Source organism: Pseudomonas sp. GL-R-26, assembly GCF_019947365.1.
In the GTDB taxonomy this organism is placed as follows: Bacteria; Pseudomonadota; Gammaproteobacteria; order Pseudomonadales; family Pseudomonadaceae; genus Aquipseudomonas.
The window spans coordinates 1-17,261 of sequence record NZ_JAGYGI010000043.1; the positions used below are offsets into that span (position 1 = coordinate 1).

Below are 17,261 nucleotides of genomic sequence, written 5' to 3' on the forward strand. Positions count from 1 at the left end.
TTCTCGCGGAGTAACTTGTGATGCTGATAATCTGTTGACTAGCAGTCTGACTCCACAAGCACCCACACGAATTGCTTGATTCAGTTGTTAAAGAGCGGTTGGTTAAGATCTTTCGTCTCAACCGAGGTGCACATCTTACAGCGCATCTTTTCAATTTGCAACCTTAAAAGTTTCTGATTTTTCAACAAAATCAACTACTTAAACCAAGAGCAACTTCAAACTGCTCGTTAGCGGGAGGCGAATAGTACAGTATTAAAATACGTGGTCAACCCCCCCACCTGAAAATTCTTCTTCCTTACCAAAGCGCCCGGGTTGCCACCATGAAAACCTCCAGCACCTATATAAAGCATCGGGACAGCGCAGAACCCAAATCACACCGCCTGGACATGCAGGCACAACGACGGCGAGAAAACACTACGGCATATGGATACCCAGGAATCCCGAGAGCATGACGGGTATCTCGCGGAAAACGCCGGAGAACTGGAACGGACTAGCGCGGCATGCAGGACACCAAATGCCCCGATCGATACGACAGAAACGAAAAAGCCCCTGAAATGTTTAACCATTTCAGGGGCTTAGTCTTATTCAATAATGGCGGAGAGATAGGGATTCGAACCCTAGGTACCGGTGAAGGTACAACGGATTTCGAATCCGTCCCATTCGGCCACTCTGGCATCTCTCCAACGGCGCGCATCATAACAACACTTTCGCAGGAAGCGAACCCCCTAAGCGAAATATTTCTGTGCTTTCAGATGCTTGCGTCGGTTAAAGCGGTACACCCAGACGATTGGCGACTTCTTCATAGGCTTCGATGACGTCACCGAGGCCCTGACGGAAGCGGTCCTTGTCCATTTTCTTGCCGGTGGCCTTGTCCCACAGACGGCAGCCGTCCGGGCTGAATTCGTCGCCCAGCACGATGGAGCCATCGTGGAACACGCCGAATTCCAGCTTGAAGTCGACCAGCAGCAGGCCGGCGTCGTCGAACAGCTTGCTCAGGACTTCATTGACCTTGAGCGACAGCTCTTTCATGCGAACCAGTTGCTCGGCGGTGCCCCAACCAAAGGCAACGACGTGGGATTCGTTGATGAACGGGTCGCCCTTGGCGTCGTCCTTCAGGAACAGCTCGAAGGTGTAAGGGTTGAGCTTTATGCCCTCTTCGACACCCAGACGCTTGACCAGGCTGCCGGCGGCGTAGTTACGCACGACGCACTCGACCGGGATCATGTCGAGCTTCTTCACCAGGCATTCATTGTCGCCCAGCAATTTATCGAATTGGGTCGGCACGCCAGCAGCTTCGAGCTTCTGCATGATGAAGGCATTGAACTTGTTGTTCACCATGCCTTTGCGGTCGAGCTGTTCGATACGCTTGCCATCGAACGCCGAGGTGTCGTTGCGAAACAGCAGGATCAAACGGTTAGCGTCGTCGGTCTTGTAAACCGACTTGGCTTTGCCGCGGTAGAGTTCTTCACGTTTTTCCATGATGGGCTCCGCTTGCTAAGTAGATGGGCTAGGCGATGTGACGCCAGTCGAGCCCTGAATCTTGATCGGCCAGTTGCAGCCAGTCCGGGTCGCACCCGAGGGTGTCGACAAAACATTGCCGGGCCAGCCGCGGCAGGTTGTTCTTGCTGCTCAGATGGGCCAGGACCAGGTGTTGCAGGTCTTTCCAGCCCAGCTCAGCCACCAGGAATGCCGCCTGGTGGTTATTCAAATGCCCCAGCTCACCGCCCACCCGCTGCTTGAGAAAGTACGGGTAATGACCGCGAGCCAGCATGTCACGACAGTGATTGGACTCGATCATCAACGCATCGAGGTCCCGATAGCCGTCCAGCACCTTGTCACAATACGACCCCAGGTCGGTCAACAGGCCGAAGCGCCGTATACCGTCACTGAAAACATATTGCGTCGGCTCTTGTGCATCGTGGGCCACGGCAATGACACCGATGCTCAAGTCGCCGATTTGCAGCTGCTCGCCGCCGGCCAGAAAGCCTGCGGGTTCCATCGGTTTGCGCATCCCGCGCAAGGTCCCGCGACTGAGGTAGACAGGCAGATTGTAGCGCCGAGACAGCAAACCCACGCCATGCACGTGGTCGGCATGTTCGTGGGTCACGAGTATCGCGCTCAGCTGCGCAGGGTTCACACCCAGGCGCAGCAGGCGTTTTTCGGTTTCCCGCAGGGAAAAACCACAATCCACCAATACGTACGTATCAGCACTGGCTATCAGCGTGCCGTTCCCTTGACTACCGCTGCCGAGAACGGCAAAACGCATAGGATCAGCCCAGGTTGTCCTGAATCTTGCTCAACACTTTACGCGCCACATCTGCCGGCGCCACGGTGTTGATGTTTTTCTCGACGGTGACCTGGACGTTCTCGCCAACCTTGCTCAGGCGAACCTGATAACGCTCGGCGCGAGCCTCAAGCTCTTCCTTGCTCGGCGCACTGCCGAACAGGCTGCTGAAGAAGCCTGGCTTGTCGTCTTTGCTCTCGGCTTTTTCGGCCAGGTTGATGTAGTACAGGCCCAGGCTGCGGTTGATGTCTTCAACACGCCATTCGCCTTGCTCCAGCGCACGACCGACGCTCGACCAGGCGCGATCCAGGTCGGTGCCGACGTTCAGCACAGGGTTGCCGCTGCCGTCCTCACTCAGACTGACACGACTTGGCGCGTCGAAATCACGCGAAGCCAGCATGGAAACCGAACCGCCCTTCTCGGAGATACGGCTCATGCTCGCGAGCATGTCGTCGACCAGTGCCGCGTCCAGGCCAGTATTGACCGAACGGTTGGTGAAGGCCACGTCGGCGGTGCTGCCGGCAGGACGCTCGGCGCTGACCACGTAGACTTCACTGGTGTTGCGCTGCACGCCCGGCTCAATGCGCACCCGCACGCGGGTTTCGCTGTCCGTGCTGACACCGGCCGCGCTCAGGCGCTTGGCCATGGCCGCGGACAGTTCATCGGAATGCTGCCAGGTCGTGGTGAATTCGCCGGTTTGCGGACGCTGTTCATCCAGACGGAAACCGTTGTCCTGGAAGAACTGAACGGCCACGGGCCAGACTTCAGCCGGCGGATTCTGCGCCAGGATGGAGCTGGAGCCGCCGCTCTTCTGCAGGGAGTAGGCACTGGCGTCGGCACCCGCGGTCAGCGGCTGCGGCCGAGGAACGATGTATTCGCCCTTGGCGGTGTCATCGGCCACGTTGCGCGGGATCGGCAACAGCGGATCCAGACGCTTGGCGGTACGGACATCCTGCGGTATTTGCATCGGTGCAGTCTGTTGCGCTTCCAGGTAATCGCTACCACGGTCACGGAAATAACCTTCCGGGCCCCAGACCCATCCACAGCCACTGGTGCTGGAGATAATCAAGGCAAGTGCGGAAAGTCCGGCCATTCGCTTCATGCGTTGTACTTCCTCAATTAAACCAGGACGCCGCACTGGCGCAGGGCCGTGCGCAGCGTTTCGTGACAAGGTGTGCTCAGCCAGGTCAACGGCAGGCGAATGCCTTCGTGCATCAGTCCCATTTCAACCAAAGCCCACTTCACCGGAATCGGGTTGGCTTCGATGAACAGGTCCTTGTGCAGCGGCATCAGTTTTTCGTTGATTGCCCGTGCAGTCTCGGCATCCCCCTTGAGGGCAGCCTCGCACAGATCGGCCATTTCACGCGGCGCGACGTTGGCGGTCACGGAGATGTTGCCCTTGCCGCCCATCAGGATCAGCTCGACCGCGGTCGGATCATCGCCGGAAAGGACGATGAAGTCCTTGCTTACACCGTCGAGGATGGCCTTGGCGCGCTTGAGGTCGCCGGTCGCTTCCTTGATACCGATGATGTTCGGCACGGTGGACAGGCGGATCACGGTTTCGGCCTGCATGTCGCAGGAGGTGCGGCCGGGAACGTTATAGAGAATCTGCGGGATGTCGACCGATTCGGCGATGTGCTTGAAGTGCAGGTACAGGCCTTCCTGGGTCGGCTTGTTGTAGTACGGCACGACCAGCAGGCAGGCATCGGCGCCGGCTTCCTTGGCATTTCGGGTCAATTCGACGGCTTCGCGGGTCGAATTGGCGCCGGTACCGGCGATCACCGGAATACGACCGTTGACCTGCTTGACCACGGCACGGATGACTTCGATATGCTCGTTGACGTCGAGGGTTGCCGATTCGCCGGTGGTACCGACGGCGACAATGGCATGGGTGCCGTTTTCAAGGTGGAAGTCCACGAGTTTGCTGAGGCTGTCCCAGTCAAGACGCCCCTGTGCATCCATGGGTGTGACCAGTGCCACCATACTGCCCGCAATCATGAAACCGCTCCTGCCGGAAAAAGAGAGCCGTAATGGTACTGGCGCCAAGATGCTTGCACAAGCGAAGTACTGTGCTGCCGCCATTCCCCTTGGCGCCGGTTTTCGCTACCCTTCAGACTTTGATCGGTACAGACAAGCTCGTGCGTCGGGTTTCAGCCTCCATTTTCGGCATCACAAGCCCTGATCCAGCGTTGCCGCCTCTCGCTCCCGCCCTGCCGGAGCACCGTCGCAACCTGTCGTTTGGGGTTTTCTGAATTCGCATCCGCAGGCTCGCTCCCGACAAAACGCCCTCTGGACGTACCGACCGCTCATCGCTTTAGGAATGCTGCATGTCCACCCCCACAGTTCGCGAACAATTCCTTGTTATCAGTGCCCTCGGCGCCAACCCCATGGAGCTGACCAACGTCCTGTGCCGCGCCAGCCATGAAAACCGCTGCGCCGTTGTCACCTCTCGCCTGACCCGCCACGGCGAATGCAGTGCCCTGGTGCTGGAAATCTCCGGTAGCTGGGATGCCTTGGCACGCCTGGAAGGCAGCCTGCCTGTATTGGCCAAGCGGCATGCGTTCACGGTCAACGTGGTGCGCAGCGCGGCCCTGGAAAACCGCCCCCAGGCCCTGCCGTACGTCGCTTATGTCAGCTCGGCCTACCGCTCGGACATCATCAACGAACTGTGCCAGTTCTTCATGGACCACAATGTCGAGCTGGAAAACCTGACCTGCGACACCTATCAGGCTCCGCAGACCGGCGGCACCATGCTCAACGCCACGTTTACCGTGACCTTGCCGGCCGGCGTGCAAATTAGCTGGCTGCGCGATCAGTTCCTGGATTTTGCCGACGCGCTGAACCTCGATGCCCTGATCGAACCCTGGCGCCCACAGAACCCAATGTAAGGAAGCTTTCATGGCCGTTGCCATCGACCAACCGGTTGCCGATTTCGAAGCCCCCGCCACCAGCGGGCAGACCGTCAACCTCGCGGGCCTGAAGGGCAAGCAAGTGGTGATCTACTTCTACCCCAAGGACAGCACCCCTGGCTGCACGACCGAAGGGCAGGGTTTTCGTGATCAGTACGCTGCGTTCAAGGCCGCCAACACCGAAGTGTTCGGTGTGTCTCGCGACAGCCTGAAATCCCACGAGAACTTCAAGTGCAAACAGGAATTCCCCTTTGAGCTGATCAGCGACAAGGATGAAGCCATCTGCCAGCTGTTCGACGTGATCAAGCTGAAAAAGCTCTACGGCAAGGAATACATGGGCGTGGATCGCAGCACGTTCCTGATCGACGCCAACGGCGTACTGCGCCAGGAATGGCGCGGCGTGAAGGTGCCGGGGCATGTTGATGCCGTTTTGGCTGCCGCTCAGGCACTGAACAAGGCCTGAATACCTCAAAAAAAATCGCAGCCATGAGCTGCGATTTTTTATCTCCACCGACTTATAGCAGCGGTGATACCTCCGGCTCTTTGCGCGGCCAAGCGTCCAGCACGGCCTTGAACAGCGTCGCCAGGGGAATCGCGAAGAACACCCCCCAGAATCCCCACAACCCACCAAACAACAGCACTGCGCAGATGATCGCCACCGGGTGCAGGTTGACCGCCTCCGAGAACAGCAATGGCACCAGCACGTTGCCATCCAGCGTCTGAATGACCCCGTAGACTGCCATCAAGTAAATGAATTGATCGCTCCAGCCCCACTGGAACAGCGCAATCAGAAACACGGGCACGGTTACCACCACGGCGCCGACATAAGGCACAACCACCGAAATCCCCACCAGCAAAGCCAGCAGCGCCGCGTAATTGAGCTCAAGAACAACAAAGGCGATGTAGGTCACGCCGCCACAAATGAAGATTTCGATGACCTTGCCGCGAATGTAGTTGGCGATCTGCCGGTTCATTTCATGGGCGACCCGGGTGATCAACGCCCGCTCACGGGGCAGGTAGCCGCGCACCCACTGGCCGATCATGGTCCGGTCCTTGAGGAAGAAAAACACCAGGATCGGCACCAGCACCAGGTAGATCATGATGTTCACCAGCAACGGCAGGCTCGACAGCGAGAACGTCAGTGCCCACTGACCAAACTTGCCGATTTCGCCCCGCGCCACTTCGATGGCCCGCAGCACCTGCTCGTCGGATACCAGGTGCGGATAGCGCTCGGGCAGCAACAGCAACAGCGACTGCCATTTGGCAAGCATGCCGGGCAACTCGTTGAACAACGTGATCAGTTGGTGCCATAGCAATGGCACGACCACCACGATAAACACCAGCAACAGCCCCATGAACAACGCAAAGACCAGCCCCACCGCGACCCCACCTGGCACCCGCAGGCGCTCGAGGGTCACCACCAGCCCCTGCATCAGGTACGCCAGCACCATGCCGGCGAGCACCGGCGCCAGCATACCGCCCAGGGTCAGCACGGCGGTGAACGCAAGAATCAGCAGGACAGCCAGCACCACCGCTTCTTCATCGGAAAAATAGCGCTGGATCCAGTCGCGTAACACTTTGAACATCAATAATCCTTAGGAGCAAACACAGCCGATTTCAGGCTTTTTTCAACCAGTAGCGGTAAACACCCGCGTCATCTTCTTCACGAAGCAGGGTATGACCGGCCAATCGGGCAAAGGTGCGAAAGTCGCGCTGCGAACCCGCATCGGTGGCGATGACCTTGAGTACCGCACCACTGGCCAGCCGGTTGAGCTCCATCTTGGCCTTGAGCAACGGCAACGGGCAATTCAGGCCACTGGCGTCCAGTTCAACGTCATGCTCTAAAGCGTCGGTCATTGCATCACTCCGGGTCAGGTGGTTGAGTTGCCTAGAATATCTGGTCGCAACGTCGGTGTCCGGCTACAGTAAGGTCTTTGTCGACTAAGGCTTTGTGCATGACATTTTTGCGCCCTACCCTGCTGACGCTCGCTTGCCTGCTCGCCTCACCGGGCTTCGCCGACGACCTGCCGTCACTCGGCGACGCCAGTTCTGCCATTGTCTCACCGCAACAGGAATACCAGCTCGGCCGCGCCTGGCTGGCCATGTTGCGCAGTCAGGTTTCGCAGCTCAACGATCCGCAGCTCAAGGATTATGTGGAATCCAGCGTTTACCGACTGGTCGAGACCAGCCAGGTCACTGACCGGCGCCTGGAATTCATCCTGATCAACAGCCCGCAGCTCAACGCCTTTGCGGCGCCGGGCGGGATCGTCGGGGTGAACGGAGGTTTGTTCCTCAACGCCCAGACCGAAGGCGAATACGCTTCGGTACTGGCGCACGAATTGGCTCACTTGTCGCAGCGCCACTTTGCCCGGGGCATCGAAGCGCAACAACGCATGCAAGTACCCATGATGGCCGCATTGCTGGCCGGCATCGTGATCGCAGCCGCGGGCGCCGGTGACGCCGGGATCGCTGCCATTGCCGGTACACAGGCAGCGGCCATTCAGGAACAACGGCGGTTCTCCCGCCAGAACGAACAGGAAGCCGACCGCATCGGCATTCTCAATCTGGAAAAGGCCGGTTATGACCCCCGGTCGATGCCCACCATGTTCGAGCGCCTGGGGCGGCAGTACCGCTACGATGCCAAGCCACCGGAATTCCTGCTGACGCACCCGGTGACCGAATCGCGTATCGCCGACACCCGCAACCGCGCCGAACTGGCACCACAGGGCGGTATCGAAGACAGCATGCGTTATCAACTGATCCGCGCGCGCGTCCAGTTGATCTATGAAGAAACCCCGGGGCTCGGTGCCAAGCGCTTCCGTGCCCTGCTCGACGAAAACCCGAAAAACGACGTGGCGCGCTACGGCCTGGCAATTGCCCAGATCAAGGGCGGTCAACTGAACGAAGCACGGGAAAACCTCAAGCTGTTGCTGGCCAAGTCACCCAACGAAATCATCTACAACCTGGCTCAGGTTGACCTGGACATCACCAACAATCGCCTGGCGGACGCCCAGTCCCGGGTTGACCGGTTGATGGCCCAGTATCCTGGCAACTATCCGCTGAACCAGGTGCGCGTCGACCTGCTGCTGAAGCAGAACCGTACTGCGGATGCGGAGAAAGCCCTCGAAGGCCTGCTCAAGTCGCGCCCGGATGATCCGGACGTGTGGTATCAGGTTGCCGAGACGCGCGGCCTGTCGGGCAATATCATCGGCCTGCATCAGGCTCGCGCCGAATACTTTGCGCTGGTCGGGGACTACAAACAGGCCATTCAGCAACTGGACTTCGCCAAACGCAAGGCTGGCAGCAACTTCCCGCTGTCTTCGCGGATCGATGCACGGCAACGCGAGCTGATGGAACAGGAGCGCATGATCAAGGACATGATGGGCTGACGCCCTGGAGGCAAGAAGTCCGGACACAAAAAAACCGCCTCTTTCGAGGCGGTTTTTTATTCAACCAACAACCGGGTTATTCAGCCAGCTTGAAGGTGATGAAGCTCGCACGACCCTGACGCAGTACCCGCATCGACACCGAGCGGTTCTTTGGCAGCGCCTTGGCGATGTCCGCGAACTCCTTGGTGGAACCGATGGCCTGGTTGTTCAGGTGGGTGATCACATCACCCGGCTGCAAGCCGATCAGAGCGGCAGGACCGTCCTGCACTTCCTTGATCACCACACCACCCTTGAGGTCGTAGGTTTTCTTCTGGTCGTCAGTCAGCTCGACCACGGAAACACCGAGACGATTGCTGCTGCGCTCGATGCTGGATTTTGGCTCGGCACCCATCTCCTTGCCTTCTTCCGGAATTGCACCGACGGTCAGTTCGACATTCTTGCGCTTGCCGTCACGGATCACTTCCAGATTGGCTTTTGCACCAGCCTTCAACGCGCCAACGAGGTGCGGCAAGTCGGCCGACATAACGATTGGCTGACCGTTCATGCTCAGGATCACGTCGCCCACTTGCAAGCCACCCTTGGCAGCCGGACCATCATCCTGGATTTGGGCAACCAGCGCACCGGCCGGCTTCTCCAGACCGAACGACTCGGCCAGGTCCTTGCTCACTTCCTGAATCACGACACCCAGCCAGCCACGGCTGACCTTGCCACCGGATTTCAGCTGATTGGAAACATCCATGGCCACGTCGATCGGGATTGCAAACGACACGCCCATGAAGCCACCGGAGCGGGTATAGATCTGCGAGTTGATCCCGACCACCTCACCGTTCAGGTTGAACAGCGGGCCACCGGAGTTACCCGGGTTGATCGGCACGTCGGTCTGGATGAACGGCACATAGTTTTCGTTCGGCAGGCTGCGACCGACGGCGCTGACGATGCCTTGGGTCACTGTGTGGTCAAAGCCGAATGGCGAGCCGATCGCGACAACCCATTGGCCGGCTTTCAGGTCCTGGGATTTACCGAGCTTGAGCACCGGCAGATCCTTGCCTTCGATTTTCAGCAGCGCCACGTCGGAACGAGGATCGGTACCGATCAGCTTGGCTTTCATTTCGCTGCGATCAGCCAGGCGGACGAGGATCTCGTCAGCATCGGCGATCACGTGGTTGTTGGTCAGGATATAGCCATCGGTAGAGATGATGAAACCTGAGCCCAGGGAGGTTGCCTCGCGCTGACGGTCACGCGGTGAGCGCGATTGTGGCGGCATGCCCCGCTCGAAGAATTCGCGCAGCATTGGCGGCAAGCCTTCGAGGTCGGGCATTTGCTGGCTGACTTTGCGATCCGGCAGCTTTTGCGTGGTACTGATGTTCACGACCGCAGGCGAGGCCTGTTCGACCAGTTGCGTAAAGTCAGGCAGTTCGACCGCTTGGGCGGTGACCGCCTGACCGAGCACCAGCACGGTGGCAAAAATGGAAAAGTAGGACTTCAAGCGAGGTATCGACATACGGCTCCCGTTACGACGAGCATGGTTAAGCGATATGGAGCAAGGAACACCGGGAACAATACGCCGGTATTTTTGTTCCGGGAACAACAAACAAGGCCAGAGCCGAGGGGCTCTGACCTATAAGAAATTTACGGGATTTTTGCAAATTGAAATGCTCACGAAACATTTCGAATTCAGCTCACTGCTTGGTTGCAGCGGCATCGGTGCGCATCGAAAGCGCTATCCGTTCAGCAGTACCGACCGGTATCTCGCCGACGACGGTCACCATCATGTCGCCCTGTGTCGTGGCCAGGCGCCTGGAAACCGCAACAGTCGGGCCCAACTGAGTACGGGTGTCGGTGACTGTTGCACCATTCAACGGTTCGAGGAATACCGAAAAGCGCGTCAGGCCATCGTCATACATCAGGCTGTTGACCTGGGTCTTGGTCTCCGGATCCTTGCGAGCGGTGCTGCTGGTCAGCTCGAAGCCGGGCGGCAACCAGTCGGAACGCCAGACCTGAGCAGACTTGACGGCAGAAGCCTTGTCACTCTCGAGGTTGACCGGCTTGCAATCATTACTGGCCTGCAGGTCTTTTTCGGAAGGAACGTCGGCGGTATCCAGTTGCGTGAACTGGAAGCGCTCCAACAACCGCCCCTTGTCGTCCAGTAGCAAGGACTTCAGAGGCAGGCCGGTCTCTTTGTCCAGATGCAGTTCAAAACCGTAGCGATGCTGATCGCGGGGTGTCAGCGATACGATCACCGCCGGACGCCCGGCGACACGCGACTTGCCGATGACGGCGAGGTCATACCAATTCTTGAGCTTTTGAGGATCGAGTGCACGGGCAGCGGAGTTCGGGGAGTCCCCAAGCCCTGCTATCAGTGTGCCGCTGACGCATTGGGTTTGCCCATCAATGCGAACGACTTCCTGAGCGGAACCGTCGAGCTGGATCAATCGCTCGCGGACCTTTCCATCCTGGACGCGGTGCCAGATGTTATGGGTAGAAAAACTACCGTTACGCTCGTAGACGAAAGTACCCTGAAAGCTTTGCTGTTGCTCTGCCTGGCCCAGGCGGGTCAACCAGTCCTGGGCTTCATCGGCTTGGGCTGGAACAATGAACCAGCCGCAGAGCAGAAGCGAAAGTAGAGGTATGGCGCGCATGATCCTCCTTAACGGTTTTCCAGGCTTGCGGCACGAGCGTACGGCAGAGCGCTCTCAGTGCCTTTCAGTGCAGCCTGTTGTGCGTGTTGGCGCAAGTAACCTGGCAAACGCTGATCGTGCCAGCCTGGCTGACCTTGCAATACGCCGTTGGCCATTGGGCCAGTAGCATCCGAACTCTCATTGTAGCCTGCCAGAACGGCTGGGCCTTTTACTTGAGGAACGGCCAGTCCGGGCTGAGTGGATTGCTGGGCCAATTCGACGCCGGCGATCTCATCCTGGTTGTACAGACGTACACCGGCCAGCACCGCCAGGGTCACGGAAGCTGCGACCGCCAGACGACCCAGGCTGCGCCATGGACCACGGGAGGCTTTTGCCGGTACGGCTTCGTCAGCCAGGGCAGCAGAAACAGCTGCGGCGATGTCCAGGCGTGGAAGCAGCAGATCCTTGTGCATCACTGCCCGAGCGATCTGATAACGAGCCCAGGTATCACGGGTTTCAACATCGTCACAGGCATTCAATACCCGACGCAATTCCAATTCGTCCGCTTCGTTATCCATCACTGCGGACAGCGATTCCTGCAGGGCTTCACGACTCATGGCGTTCCTCTCTTGGCTGTCGCCGCTGTCTTTAGTTTTCCTGCAACAATGGCTGCAGGGCTTTGTCGATGGCCTCCCGGGCGCGGAAGATCCGGGAGCGCACGGTGCCTACCGGACATTGCATGACGCTCGCAATGTCCTCGTAACTCAGACCATCAAACTCACGTAAAGTTAAAGCCGTACGCAAATCTTCCGGCAGTTGCTGAATGGTTCGATGGACGGTGCCTTCGATCTCATCCCGCAGCAAGGCCCGCTCTGGCGACTCGAGATCCTTGAGGCCATGATCGCCATCGTAGAACTCTGCATCCTCGGAACTGACATCGCTATCCGGCGGCCGACGGCCGCGTGAAACCAGATAGTTTTTCGCCGTGTTGATGGCGATGCGGTAAAGCCACGTATAAAACGCGCTGTCTCCGCGAAAATTTCCAAGTGCACGGTATGCCTTGATAAAGGCTTCTTGTGCCACATCCTGGGCTTCATGGGTGTCGTGCACAAAACGCACGATCAACCCGAGAATTTTGTGCTGGTATTTCAGCACTAGCAGATCGAAAGCACGCTTGTCGCCGCGCTGAACGCGTTCGACCAGTTGCTGATCCTCTTCCTGGGTTAGCATGAACACTCCTCGATGAGCTCGGAGGAGGCTTGCAGAAGTAAACCACCAGACTTGCAAACATAGACTCGTGCTTTTCGCAAAAGTTCTCCCCCTCCAGGCAAGTTTCCTGCGGGCTCTGATTTGGCACGCACGAAAAGCGCAGCACGAGTTGACCCGGCTGCGCGGATAATCTTGTCATCGGATTCTTCAGCAAGGATCGAACTGCAATCCCGCACTGAAACCGACACTGTCCCTTGTTTCAGGCAACCTTCTATTGATCTTGGCCCTTTGGCAAAAGTTCCAAATATTTATAGCCGTGCCAACCCGACATTGTGCAACCGTGAAGGGAAAAAGACTGTTAAATCGGCGATACAGTCATTCTCGCGCCCAACGGGCAGAAAAACATCCGACGAAGTGACCGATGTTTTGGGTCACGGTAGTTTCACAATGCCATGCTAGCTCGGGTATTGTGCCGCTCCCCCCCTCTATATACTAGTGGGCTGTGCGGCTGCATCGACTCGACAGTCCAGCTGCGCCAACCCCGACCCGGGTCGCTTTGAGCGGAATCCTGAAATGAGCCAACAGTTTCAACACGATGTTCTGGTAATTGGCAGCGGTGCTGCCGGCTTGAGCCTTGCGCTGACCTTGCCCGGTCATTTGCGCATTGCCGTTCTGAGCAAGGGCAACCTCGCCAATGGCTCGACTTTCTGGGCCCAGGGCGGCGTTGCGGCCGTACTGGACGACACCGATACCGTTGAATCCCATGTCGATGACACCCTCAATGCCGGCGGCGGCCTGTGCCATGAGGACGCCGTGCGTTTTACCGTCGAGCACAGCAGGGAAGCGATTCAATGGCTGATCGACCAGGGCGTGCCCTTTACCCGCGATGAACAGTCGAGTAACGAAGACGGCGGGTTCGAGTTCCACCTCACCCGCGAGGGCGGTCACAGCCATCGGCGCATCATCCATGCCGCCGATGCCACTGGCGCTGCCATTTTCACCACCCTGCTCGACCAGGCCCGGAAACGACCGAACATCGAACTGCTGGAGCAGCGGGTTGCGGTTGACCTGATTACCGAAAAACGCCTGGGACTCGAAGGCGATCGCTGCCTCGGCGCTTATGTGCTCAATCGCGGCACCGGCGAAGTCGACACCTATGGCGCCCGTTTTGTGATCCTCGCCTCCGGTGGGGCAGCCAAGGTTTACCTCTACACCAGCAACCCTGACGGCGCCTGCGGCGATGGCATCGCCATGGCCTGGCGCTCGGGCTGCCGGGTGGCGAATCTGGAATTCAACCAGTTCCACCCTACTTGCCTGTATCACCCACAAGCCAAGAGCTTCCTGGTCACCGAAGCCCTGCGAGGCGAAGGTGCCCACCTGAAGCTGCCCAACGGCGAGCGCTTCATGCCGCGCTTCGACCCACGGGCCGAGCTGGCGCCACGGGACATCGTCGCCCGGGCGATCGACCATGAAATGAAGCGACTGGGTGTCGATTGCGTCTATCTGGACATCAGCCACAAGCCCGAAGCCTTCATCAAGACGCACTTCCCGACGGTGTACGAACGCTGCCTGGAATTTTCCATCGACATCACCAAACAACCGATTCCGGTGGTCCCGGCGGCGCACTATACCTGCGGCGGCGTGATGGTCGATCAACAGGGTCGTACCGATGTGCCGGGGTTGTATGCCATCGGCGAAACCAGCTTCACCGGCCTGCACGGCGCCAACCGCATGGCCAGCAACTCGCTGCTGGAATGTTTCGTCTATGCACGCTCGGCGGCGGCAGACATCCTTGAACAGTTGCCCCGAGTGCCGATGCCGGCCCCCCTTCCCGTCTGGGATGCGAGCCAGGTCACCGATTCCGATGAAGACGTGATCATTGCGCACAACTGGGATGAACTGCGGCGATTCATGTGGGACTACGTTGGCATCGTGCGGACCAACAAGCGTCTGCAACGGGCACAACACCGCGTGCAACTGTTGCTGGATGAAATCGACGAGTTCTACAGCAACTACAAGGTCAGCCGGGATTTGATCGAGCTGCGCAACCTGGCCCAAGTGGCCGAGCTGATGATCCTGTCAGCCATGGAGCGCAAGGAAAGCCGCGGCCTGCATTACACCCTCGATTACCCGGACATGTTGCCGGTCGCGCTGGACACTATTCTGGTGCCGCCCACCTACGTCGGCTGAATTTGAGCCGGACCCGCAGGCGTCGGTGCACATCCGCCGCCTGCGCATCCCGGGGCACGCAAATGGCCCTGACCCGGCGCTCGCCACGCAGTCGGAAACGCAGTACCACCACCAACGGCAGCGCCAGGCTGTCCGGCCTCAGTTGCACGGGCTGCCAACCCCTGGCCCGACTCCACAACTGCCAGCCATCGGCATCACGCCGCAAACCGCAAAATGCCTGAGGGTGGGTCAGCAGGATTTGCCGGGGCAACAGCCAGACTCCATGAACCACGCACAGCAGGACGCCGAGCGCGCTGGCCCAGACCGGAATCGACAGTAAAAACAAAGAACCCAACGCGAACAGCTGGGCCAGAAGATACGCCGCCAGCAACTGCCGTGAGGCATGCCAGCGGCATTCGAAGCCGTTACTTGGGCTGGACACGATCCAGGATCATGCGAACCATGCGTTGCAGCTCGGGATCTTCCGATTCGCTGCGTTCCATGAACCAGCCGAACATGTCCTGGTCCTCACTCGTCAGCAGTCGGACGTACAACGCGCGATCCACTTCGTTGAGCGTTGCGTAAACCTCTTTCGTGAACGGTACCAGCAACACGTCAAGCTCAAGCATGCCACGGCGGCTGTGCCAAAAGAGGCGGTTCAGTTCAACATCTTCGACCATGGAGCGCTCCTCAAATAGGCCGCAAGTATACAGGCCCGCGCCCGGTCGAACAGTCGGCTTTGGTCGGGCATTGCGAGCCTTTGTTAACTACCCATTTCGCAGGCGGCCCCTTATGATGTCCACCAGACTTTTTACCCTGCGATGACCCATGGCCGATTCTGCTTTTTTCTGCACCCTTTCTCATGAAGGTGTTCTCGCGGTCCGCGGCGCGGACGCCAGCAAATTCCTGCAAGGCCAATTGACCTGCAACCTCAACTACCTGAGCGATTCCCGGGCCAGCCTCGGTGCGCGTTGCACGCAAAAAGGCCGGATGCAATCGAGTTTCCGCATCCTGCTCGAGGGTGACGGCGTGGTCCTGGCCATGGCCACCGAATTGCTCGAACCGCAACTGGCGGACCTGAAAAAATACGCGGTGTTTTCCAAGTCGAAACTGACCGACGAAAGTGCCGCCTGGATCCGCTTCGGCGTTGACCATGGCGACGCCGCACTGGTCAGCCTCGGCCTGGACCTGTCGGCAGAAACCGACAGCGTCGTGCGCAACGACGGGCTGATCGCCATCCGTGTCTCGCCTGAACGCGCAGAACTGTGGGTCGCCGCCGGTCAAGCCGATGCGGTCAAAGGCAAGCTATCGGCTGTGCTGAGCGAGGGCGATCTGAATCAATGGCTGCTGGGCCAGGTCCGCGCAGGGATCGGCCAGGTCTTGCCCGGCACCCGCGAGCTGTTCATCCCGCAGATGCTCAACCTGCAAGCGGTCGGCGGCGTGAGCTTCAAGAAAGGTTGCTACACCGGGCAGGAAATCGTTGCGCGGATGCAGTACCTGGGCAAACTCAAGCGCCGCCTGTATCGCCTGCAGCTGGCTGCTGGCGAATTGCCTGAACCGGGTACCCCGCTGTTTTCCCCGACCCACGGCAGCTCCATCGGTGAAGTGGTGCTGGCTGCCCGCGCCGGACAGAACATTGAACTCCTGGCTGTGTTGCAAGCCGAAGCAGCAGAAGGTGGAGACATCCACCTGGGCGCCCTCGAAGGGCCGTCCTTGCAGCTGCTCGACCTGCCTTATGAACTGGACCGCGACCGCGAAATCCAGCAATAACGGCAGCACTTGGCGCGACACCTAGAGAGACTAAATGAGCAAGCTGGCGGAAAAGGTCCAACAGGATTTGGTTGAGGCCATCAATAACGATGACCTGGTTCTGCCAACGTTACCGGAAGTGGCCCTGCAGATTCGCAAAGCCGCGGAAAACCCGGAAGTCAGCGTCAGTACCCTGAGCAAAGTGATCGGCCGTGATACCGCGCTGTCAGCACGTCTGATCAAAGTGGTCAACAGCCCACTGTTGCGCGCGGCCCAGGAAGTGACCGACCTGCATACCGCGATCACCCGCCTGGGTATCAACTACAGCTGTAACCTGGCGATCGGCCTGGTCATGGAGCAGATTTTCCATGCCCGCTCTGACGTGGTGGAGCAGAAGATGCGCGATGTCTGGCGTAAAAGCCTGGAAATCGCCGGCGTCAGCTACGCCTTGTGCCGCCGCTACACCCGACTCAAGCCCGATCAGGCGGCACTTGGCGGGCTGGTGCACCAGATCGGCGTGCTGCCGATCCTGACGTACGCCGAAGATCACTATGAGCTGCTGTCCGACCCGGTCAGCCTCAACCATGTGATCGACCGGATTCATCCGCTGATCGGCGAAAAACTGCTCAAGGTCTGGGATTTTCCCGACATGCTGGTGCAAGTGCCGCGGTTATACCTGAACTTCAAGCGCCAGTCCGCGCAGGTCGACTATGTGGATCTGGTGCAGGTGGCCAGCCTGTATTGCCTGCAGGAAACCGATCACCCGCTCGCCCGTGCCGACGCGTTGATTGTACCGGCCTACAAGGCACTCGGAATCGACTTTGACGACAAGGCGATGTGCGCCGATCTGGAAGAAACGCGCACGATGTTTTACTGATCAATGTGGCGAGGGGGCTTGCCCCCGTTGGGCTGCGAAGCTGCCCCAAAACCTGCG

18 protein-coding genes and 1 tRNA gene are annotated in these 17,261 nt (G+C 58.9%); 6 read left to right on the plus strand and 13 right to left on the minus strand.

The annotated features are described in order from the left end of the window. Window positions 1-592: 592 nt before the first annotated feature. The 5 genes from KGA96_RS27265 to dapA all read right to left on the minus strand — a co-directional run bounded on the left by KGA96_RS27265 (window position 593) and on the right by dapA (window position 4,282). Window positions 593-682: transfer RNA gene (locus tag KGA96_RS27265), tRNA-Ser, on the minus strand. Window positions 683-765: 83 nt separating this feature from the next. Beyond that, a complete protein-coding gene (gene purC / locus KGA96_RS27270) occupies window positions 766-1,479 on the minus strand; it encodes a phosphoribosylaminoimidazolesuccinocarboxamide synthase (protein WP_223515632.1) in 714 nt (237 codons plus the stop codon). 28 nt (window positions 1,480-1,507) lie between these two features. After that, window positions 1,508-2,266 carry an MBL fold metallo-hydrolase gene (locus KGA96_RS27275; RefSeq protein WP_046041559.1) on the minus strand — a complete coding sequence of 253 codons (759 nt, stop codon included), beginning with the start codon at window positions 2,264-2,266 and terminating at the stop codon, window positions 1,508-1,510. Window positions 2,267-2,270: 4 nt separating this feature from the next. Continuing rightward, on the minus strand, window positions 2,271-3,386 hold the full coding sequence (bamC, locus tag KGA96_RS27280) for an outer membrane protein assembly factor BamC (protein WP_046041558.1): 1,116 nt from the start codon (window positions 3,384-3,386) through the stop codon (window positions 2,271-2,273). A 17-nt stretch (window positions 3,387-3,403) separates the two neighbouring features. Next, on the minus strand, window positions 3,404-4,282 hold the full coding sequence (gene dapA / locus KGA96_RS27285; protein WP_046041557.1) for a 4-hydroxy-tetrahydrodipicolinate synthase: 879 nt from the start codon (window positions 4,280-4,282) through the stop codon (window positions 3,404-3,406). 329 nt (window positions 4,283-4,611) lie between these two features. On the opposite strand from dapA, the gene KGA96_RS27290 reads away from it, so the two are divergent. Together KGA96_RS27290 and KGA96_RS27295 are read left to right on the plus strand one after the other, a co-directional pair. Further along, a complete protein-coding gene (locus tag KGA96_RS27290; RefSeq protein ID WP_007979776.1) occupies window positions 4,612-5,172 on the plus strand; it encodes a glycine cleavage system protein R in 561 nt (186 codons plus the stop codon). 10 nt (window positions 5,173-5,182) lie between these two features. Next, window positions 5,183-5,656, plus strand: coding sequence for a peroxiredoxin (locus tag KGA96_RS27295; protein WP_046041556.1), 474 nt, complete (start codon window positions 5,183-5,185; stop codon window positions 5,654-5,656). 52 nt (window positions 5,657-5,708) lie between these two features. On the opposite strand, the gene KGA96_RS27300 is transcribed toward KGA96_RS27295, so the two are convergent. Both KGA96_RS27300 and KGA96_RS27305 read right to left on the minus strand, forming a co-directional pair. Beyond that, window positions 5,709-6,779, minus strand: a complete 1,071-nt coding sequence (locus tag KGA96_RS27300) for an AI-2E family transporter (protein WP_223466474.1) — start codon at window positions 6,777-6,779, stop codon at window positions 5,709-5,711. Window positions 6,780-6,810: 31 nt separating this feature from the next. Next, window positions 6,811-7,050, minus strand: a complete 240-nt coding sequence (locus KGA96_RS27305) for a sulfurtransferase TusA family protein (RefSeq protein ID WP_046041554.1) — start codon at window positions 7,048-7,050, stop codon at window positions 6,811-6,813. Between the two features lie 98 nt (window positions 7,051-7,148). Here KGA96_RS27305 and KGA96_RS27310 point away from each other — a divergent pair, with 98 nt between their 5' ends. Then, complete coding sequence (locus KGA96_RS27310; RefSeq protein ID WP_046041553.1) at window positions 7,149-8,582, plus strand: M48 family metalloprotease; 1,434 nt, start codon at window positions 7,149-7,151, stop codon at window positions 8,580-8,582. A 76-nt stretch (window positions 8,583-8,658) separates the two neighbouring features. Here the strand turns inward: KGA96_RS27310 and KGA96_RS27315 are convergent, their stop codons facing one another. The 4 genes from KGA96_RS27315 to rpoE form a co-directional block, all read right to left on the minus strand. Further along, window positions 8,659-10,083, minus strand: coding sequence for a DegQ family serine endoprotease (locus KGA96_RS27315; protein WP_046041552.1), 1,425 nt, complete (start codon window positions 10,081-10,083; stop codon window positions 8,659-8,661). A gap of 178 nt (window positions 10,084-10,261) precedes the next feature. Next, window positions 10,262-11,221: a MucB/RseB C-terminal domain-containing protein gene (locus tag KGA96_RS27320; protein WP_046041551.1), complete on the minus strand. Its 960-nt coding sequence runs from the start codon at window positions 11,219-11,221 to the stop codon at window positions 10,262-10,264. An 8-nt stretch (window positions 11,222-11,229) separates the two neighbouring features. Then, window positions 11,230-11,817, minus strand: coding sequence for a sigma-E factor negative regulatory protein (locus KGA96_RS27325; protein ID WP_046041550.1), 588 nt, complete (start codon window positions 11,815-11,817; stop codon window positions 11,230-11,232). Between the two features lie 31 nt (window positions 11,818-11,848). Next, window positions 11,849-12,430 carry an RNA polymerase sigma factor RpoE gene (rpoE, locus tag KGA96_RS27330; RefSeq protein ID WP_003172477.1) on the minus strand — a complete coding sequence of 194 codons (582 nt, stop codon included), beginning with the start codon at window positions 12,428-12,430 and terminating at the stop codon, window positions 11,849-11,851. A 552-nt stretch (window positions 12,431-12,982) separates the two neighbouring features. On the opposite strand from rpoE, the gene nadB reads away from it, so the two are divergent. Then, window positions 12,983-14,599 (plus strand): L-aspartate oxidase, encoded by a 1,617-nt coding sequence (nadB, locus tag KGA96_RS27335; RefSeq protein WP_046041549.1) that lies wholly within the window; start codon window positions 12,983-12,985, stop codon window positions 14,597-14,599. Here the strand turns inward: nadB and KGA96_RS27340 are convergent. Then, a complete protein-coding gene (locus KGA96_RS27340; RefSeq protein WP_046041548.1) occupies window positions 14,568-15,020 on the minus strand; it encodes a protein YgfX in 453 nt (150 codons plus the stop codon). The two genes, nadB and KGA96_RS27340, sit on opposite strands and share 32 nt — an antisense overlap. After that, window positions 15,004-15,258 carry a succinate dehydrogenase assembly factor 2 gene (locus KGA96_RS27345; RefSeq protein WP_046041547.1) on the minus strand — a complete coding sequence of 85 codons (255 nt, stop codon included), beginning with the start codon at window positions 15,256-15,258 and terminating at the stop codon, window positions 15,004-15,006. The genes KGA96_RS27340 and KGA96_RS27345 overlap by 17 nt, the downstream gene beginning before the upstream one ends. Before the next feature lie 148 nt (window positions 15,259-15,406). On the opposite strand from KGA96_RS27345, the gene KGA96_RS27350 reads away from it, so the two are divergent. Beyond that, a complete protein-coding gene (locus KGA96_RS27350; RefSeq protein WP_046041546.1) occupies window positions 15,407-16,348 on the plus strand; it encodes a YgfZ/GcvT domain-containing protein in 942 nt (313 codons plus the stop codon). Window positions 16,349-16,382: 34 nt separating this feature from the next. Continuing rightward, complete coding sequence (locus KGA96_RS27355; RefSeq protein WP_046041545.1) at window positions 16,383-17,204, plus strand: HDOD domain-containing protein; 822 nt, start codon at window positions 16,383-16,385, stop codon at window positions 17,202-17,204. The last annotated feature ends 57 nt before the right edge of the window (window positions 17,205-17,261 follow it).

Bases quoted from the DNA above. Each gene is read 5' to 3' on its own strand.
- KGA96_RS27350 (WP_046041546.1), top strand. From the start codon at position 15,407: ATGGCCGATTCTGCTTTTTTCTGCACCCTTTCTCATGAAGGTGTTCTC.
- KGA96_RS27275 (WP_046041559.1), bottom strand. From the start codon at position 2,266: ATGCGTTTTGCCGTTCTCGGCAGCGGTAGTCAAGGGAACGGCACGCTG.
- KGA96_RS27355 (WP_046041545.1), top strand. From the start codon at position 16,383: ATGAGCAAGCTGGCGGAAAAGGTCCAACAGGATTTGGTTGAGGCCATC.
- nadB (WP_046041549.1), top strand. From the start codon at position 12,983: ATGAGCCAACAGTTTCAACACGATGTTCTGGTAATTGGCAGCGGTGCT.
- KGA96_RS27310 (WP_046041553.1), top strand. From the start codon at position 7,149: ATGACATTTTTGCGCCCTACCCTGCTGACGCTCGCTTGCCTGCTCGCC.
- KGA96_RS27290 (WP_007979776.1), top strand. From the start codon at position 4,612: ATGTCCACCCCCACAGTTCGCGAACAATTCCTTGTTATCAGTGCCCTC.
- dapA (WP_046041557.1), bottom strand. From the start codon at position 4,282: ATGATTGCGGGCAGTATGGTGGCACTGGTCACACCCATGGATGCACAG.
- KGA96_RS27315 (WP_046041552.1), bottom strand. From the start codon at position 10,083: ATGTCGATACCTCGCTTGAAGTCCTACTTTTCCATTTTTGCCACCGTG.
- bamC (WP_046041558.1), bottom strand. From the start codon at position 3,386: ATGAAGCGAATGGCCGGACTTTCCGCACTTGCCTTGATTATCTCCAGC.
- KGA96_RS27325 (WP_046041550.1), bottom strand. From the start codon at position 11,817: ATGAGTCGTGAAGCCCTGCAGGAATCGCTGTCCGCAGTGATGGATAAC.
- KGA96_RS27345 (WP_046041547.1), bottom strand. From the start codon at position 15,258: ATGGTCGAAGATGTTGAACTGAACCGCCTCTTTTGGCACAGCCGCCGT.
- rpoE (WP_003172477.1), bottom strand. From the start codon at position 12,430: ATGCTAACCCAGGAAGAGGATCAGCAACTGGTCGAACGCGTTCAGCGC.
- KGA96_RS27300 (WP_223466474.1), bottom strand. From the start codon at position 6,779: ATGTTCAAAGTGTTACGCGACTGGATCCAGCGCTATTTTTCCGATGAA.
- KGA96_RS27305 (WP_046041554.1), bottom strand. From the start codon at position 7,050: ATGACCGACGCTTTAGAGCATGACGTTGAACTGGACGCCAGTGGCCTG.
- KGA96_RS27295 (WP_046041556.1), top strand. From the start codon at position 5,183: ATGGCCGTTGCCATCGACCAACCGGTTGCCGATTTCGAAGCCCCCGCC.
- KGA96_RS27320 (WP_046041551.1), bottom strand. From the start codon at position 11,221: ATGCGCGCCATACCTCTACTTTCGCTTCTGCTCTGCGGCTGGTTCATT.
- purC (WP_223515632.1), bottom strand. From the start codon at position 1,479: ATGGAAAAACGTGAAGAACTCTACCGCGGCAAAGCCAAGTCGGTTTAC.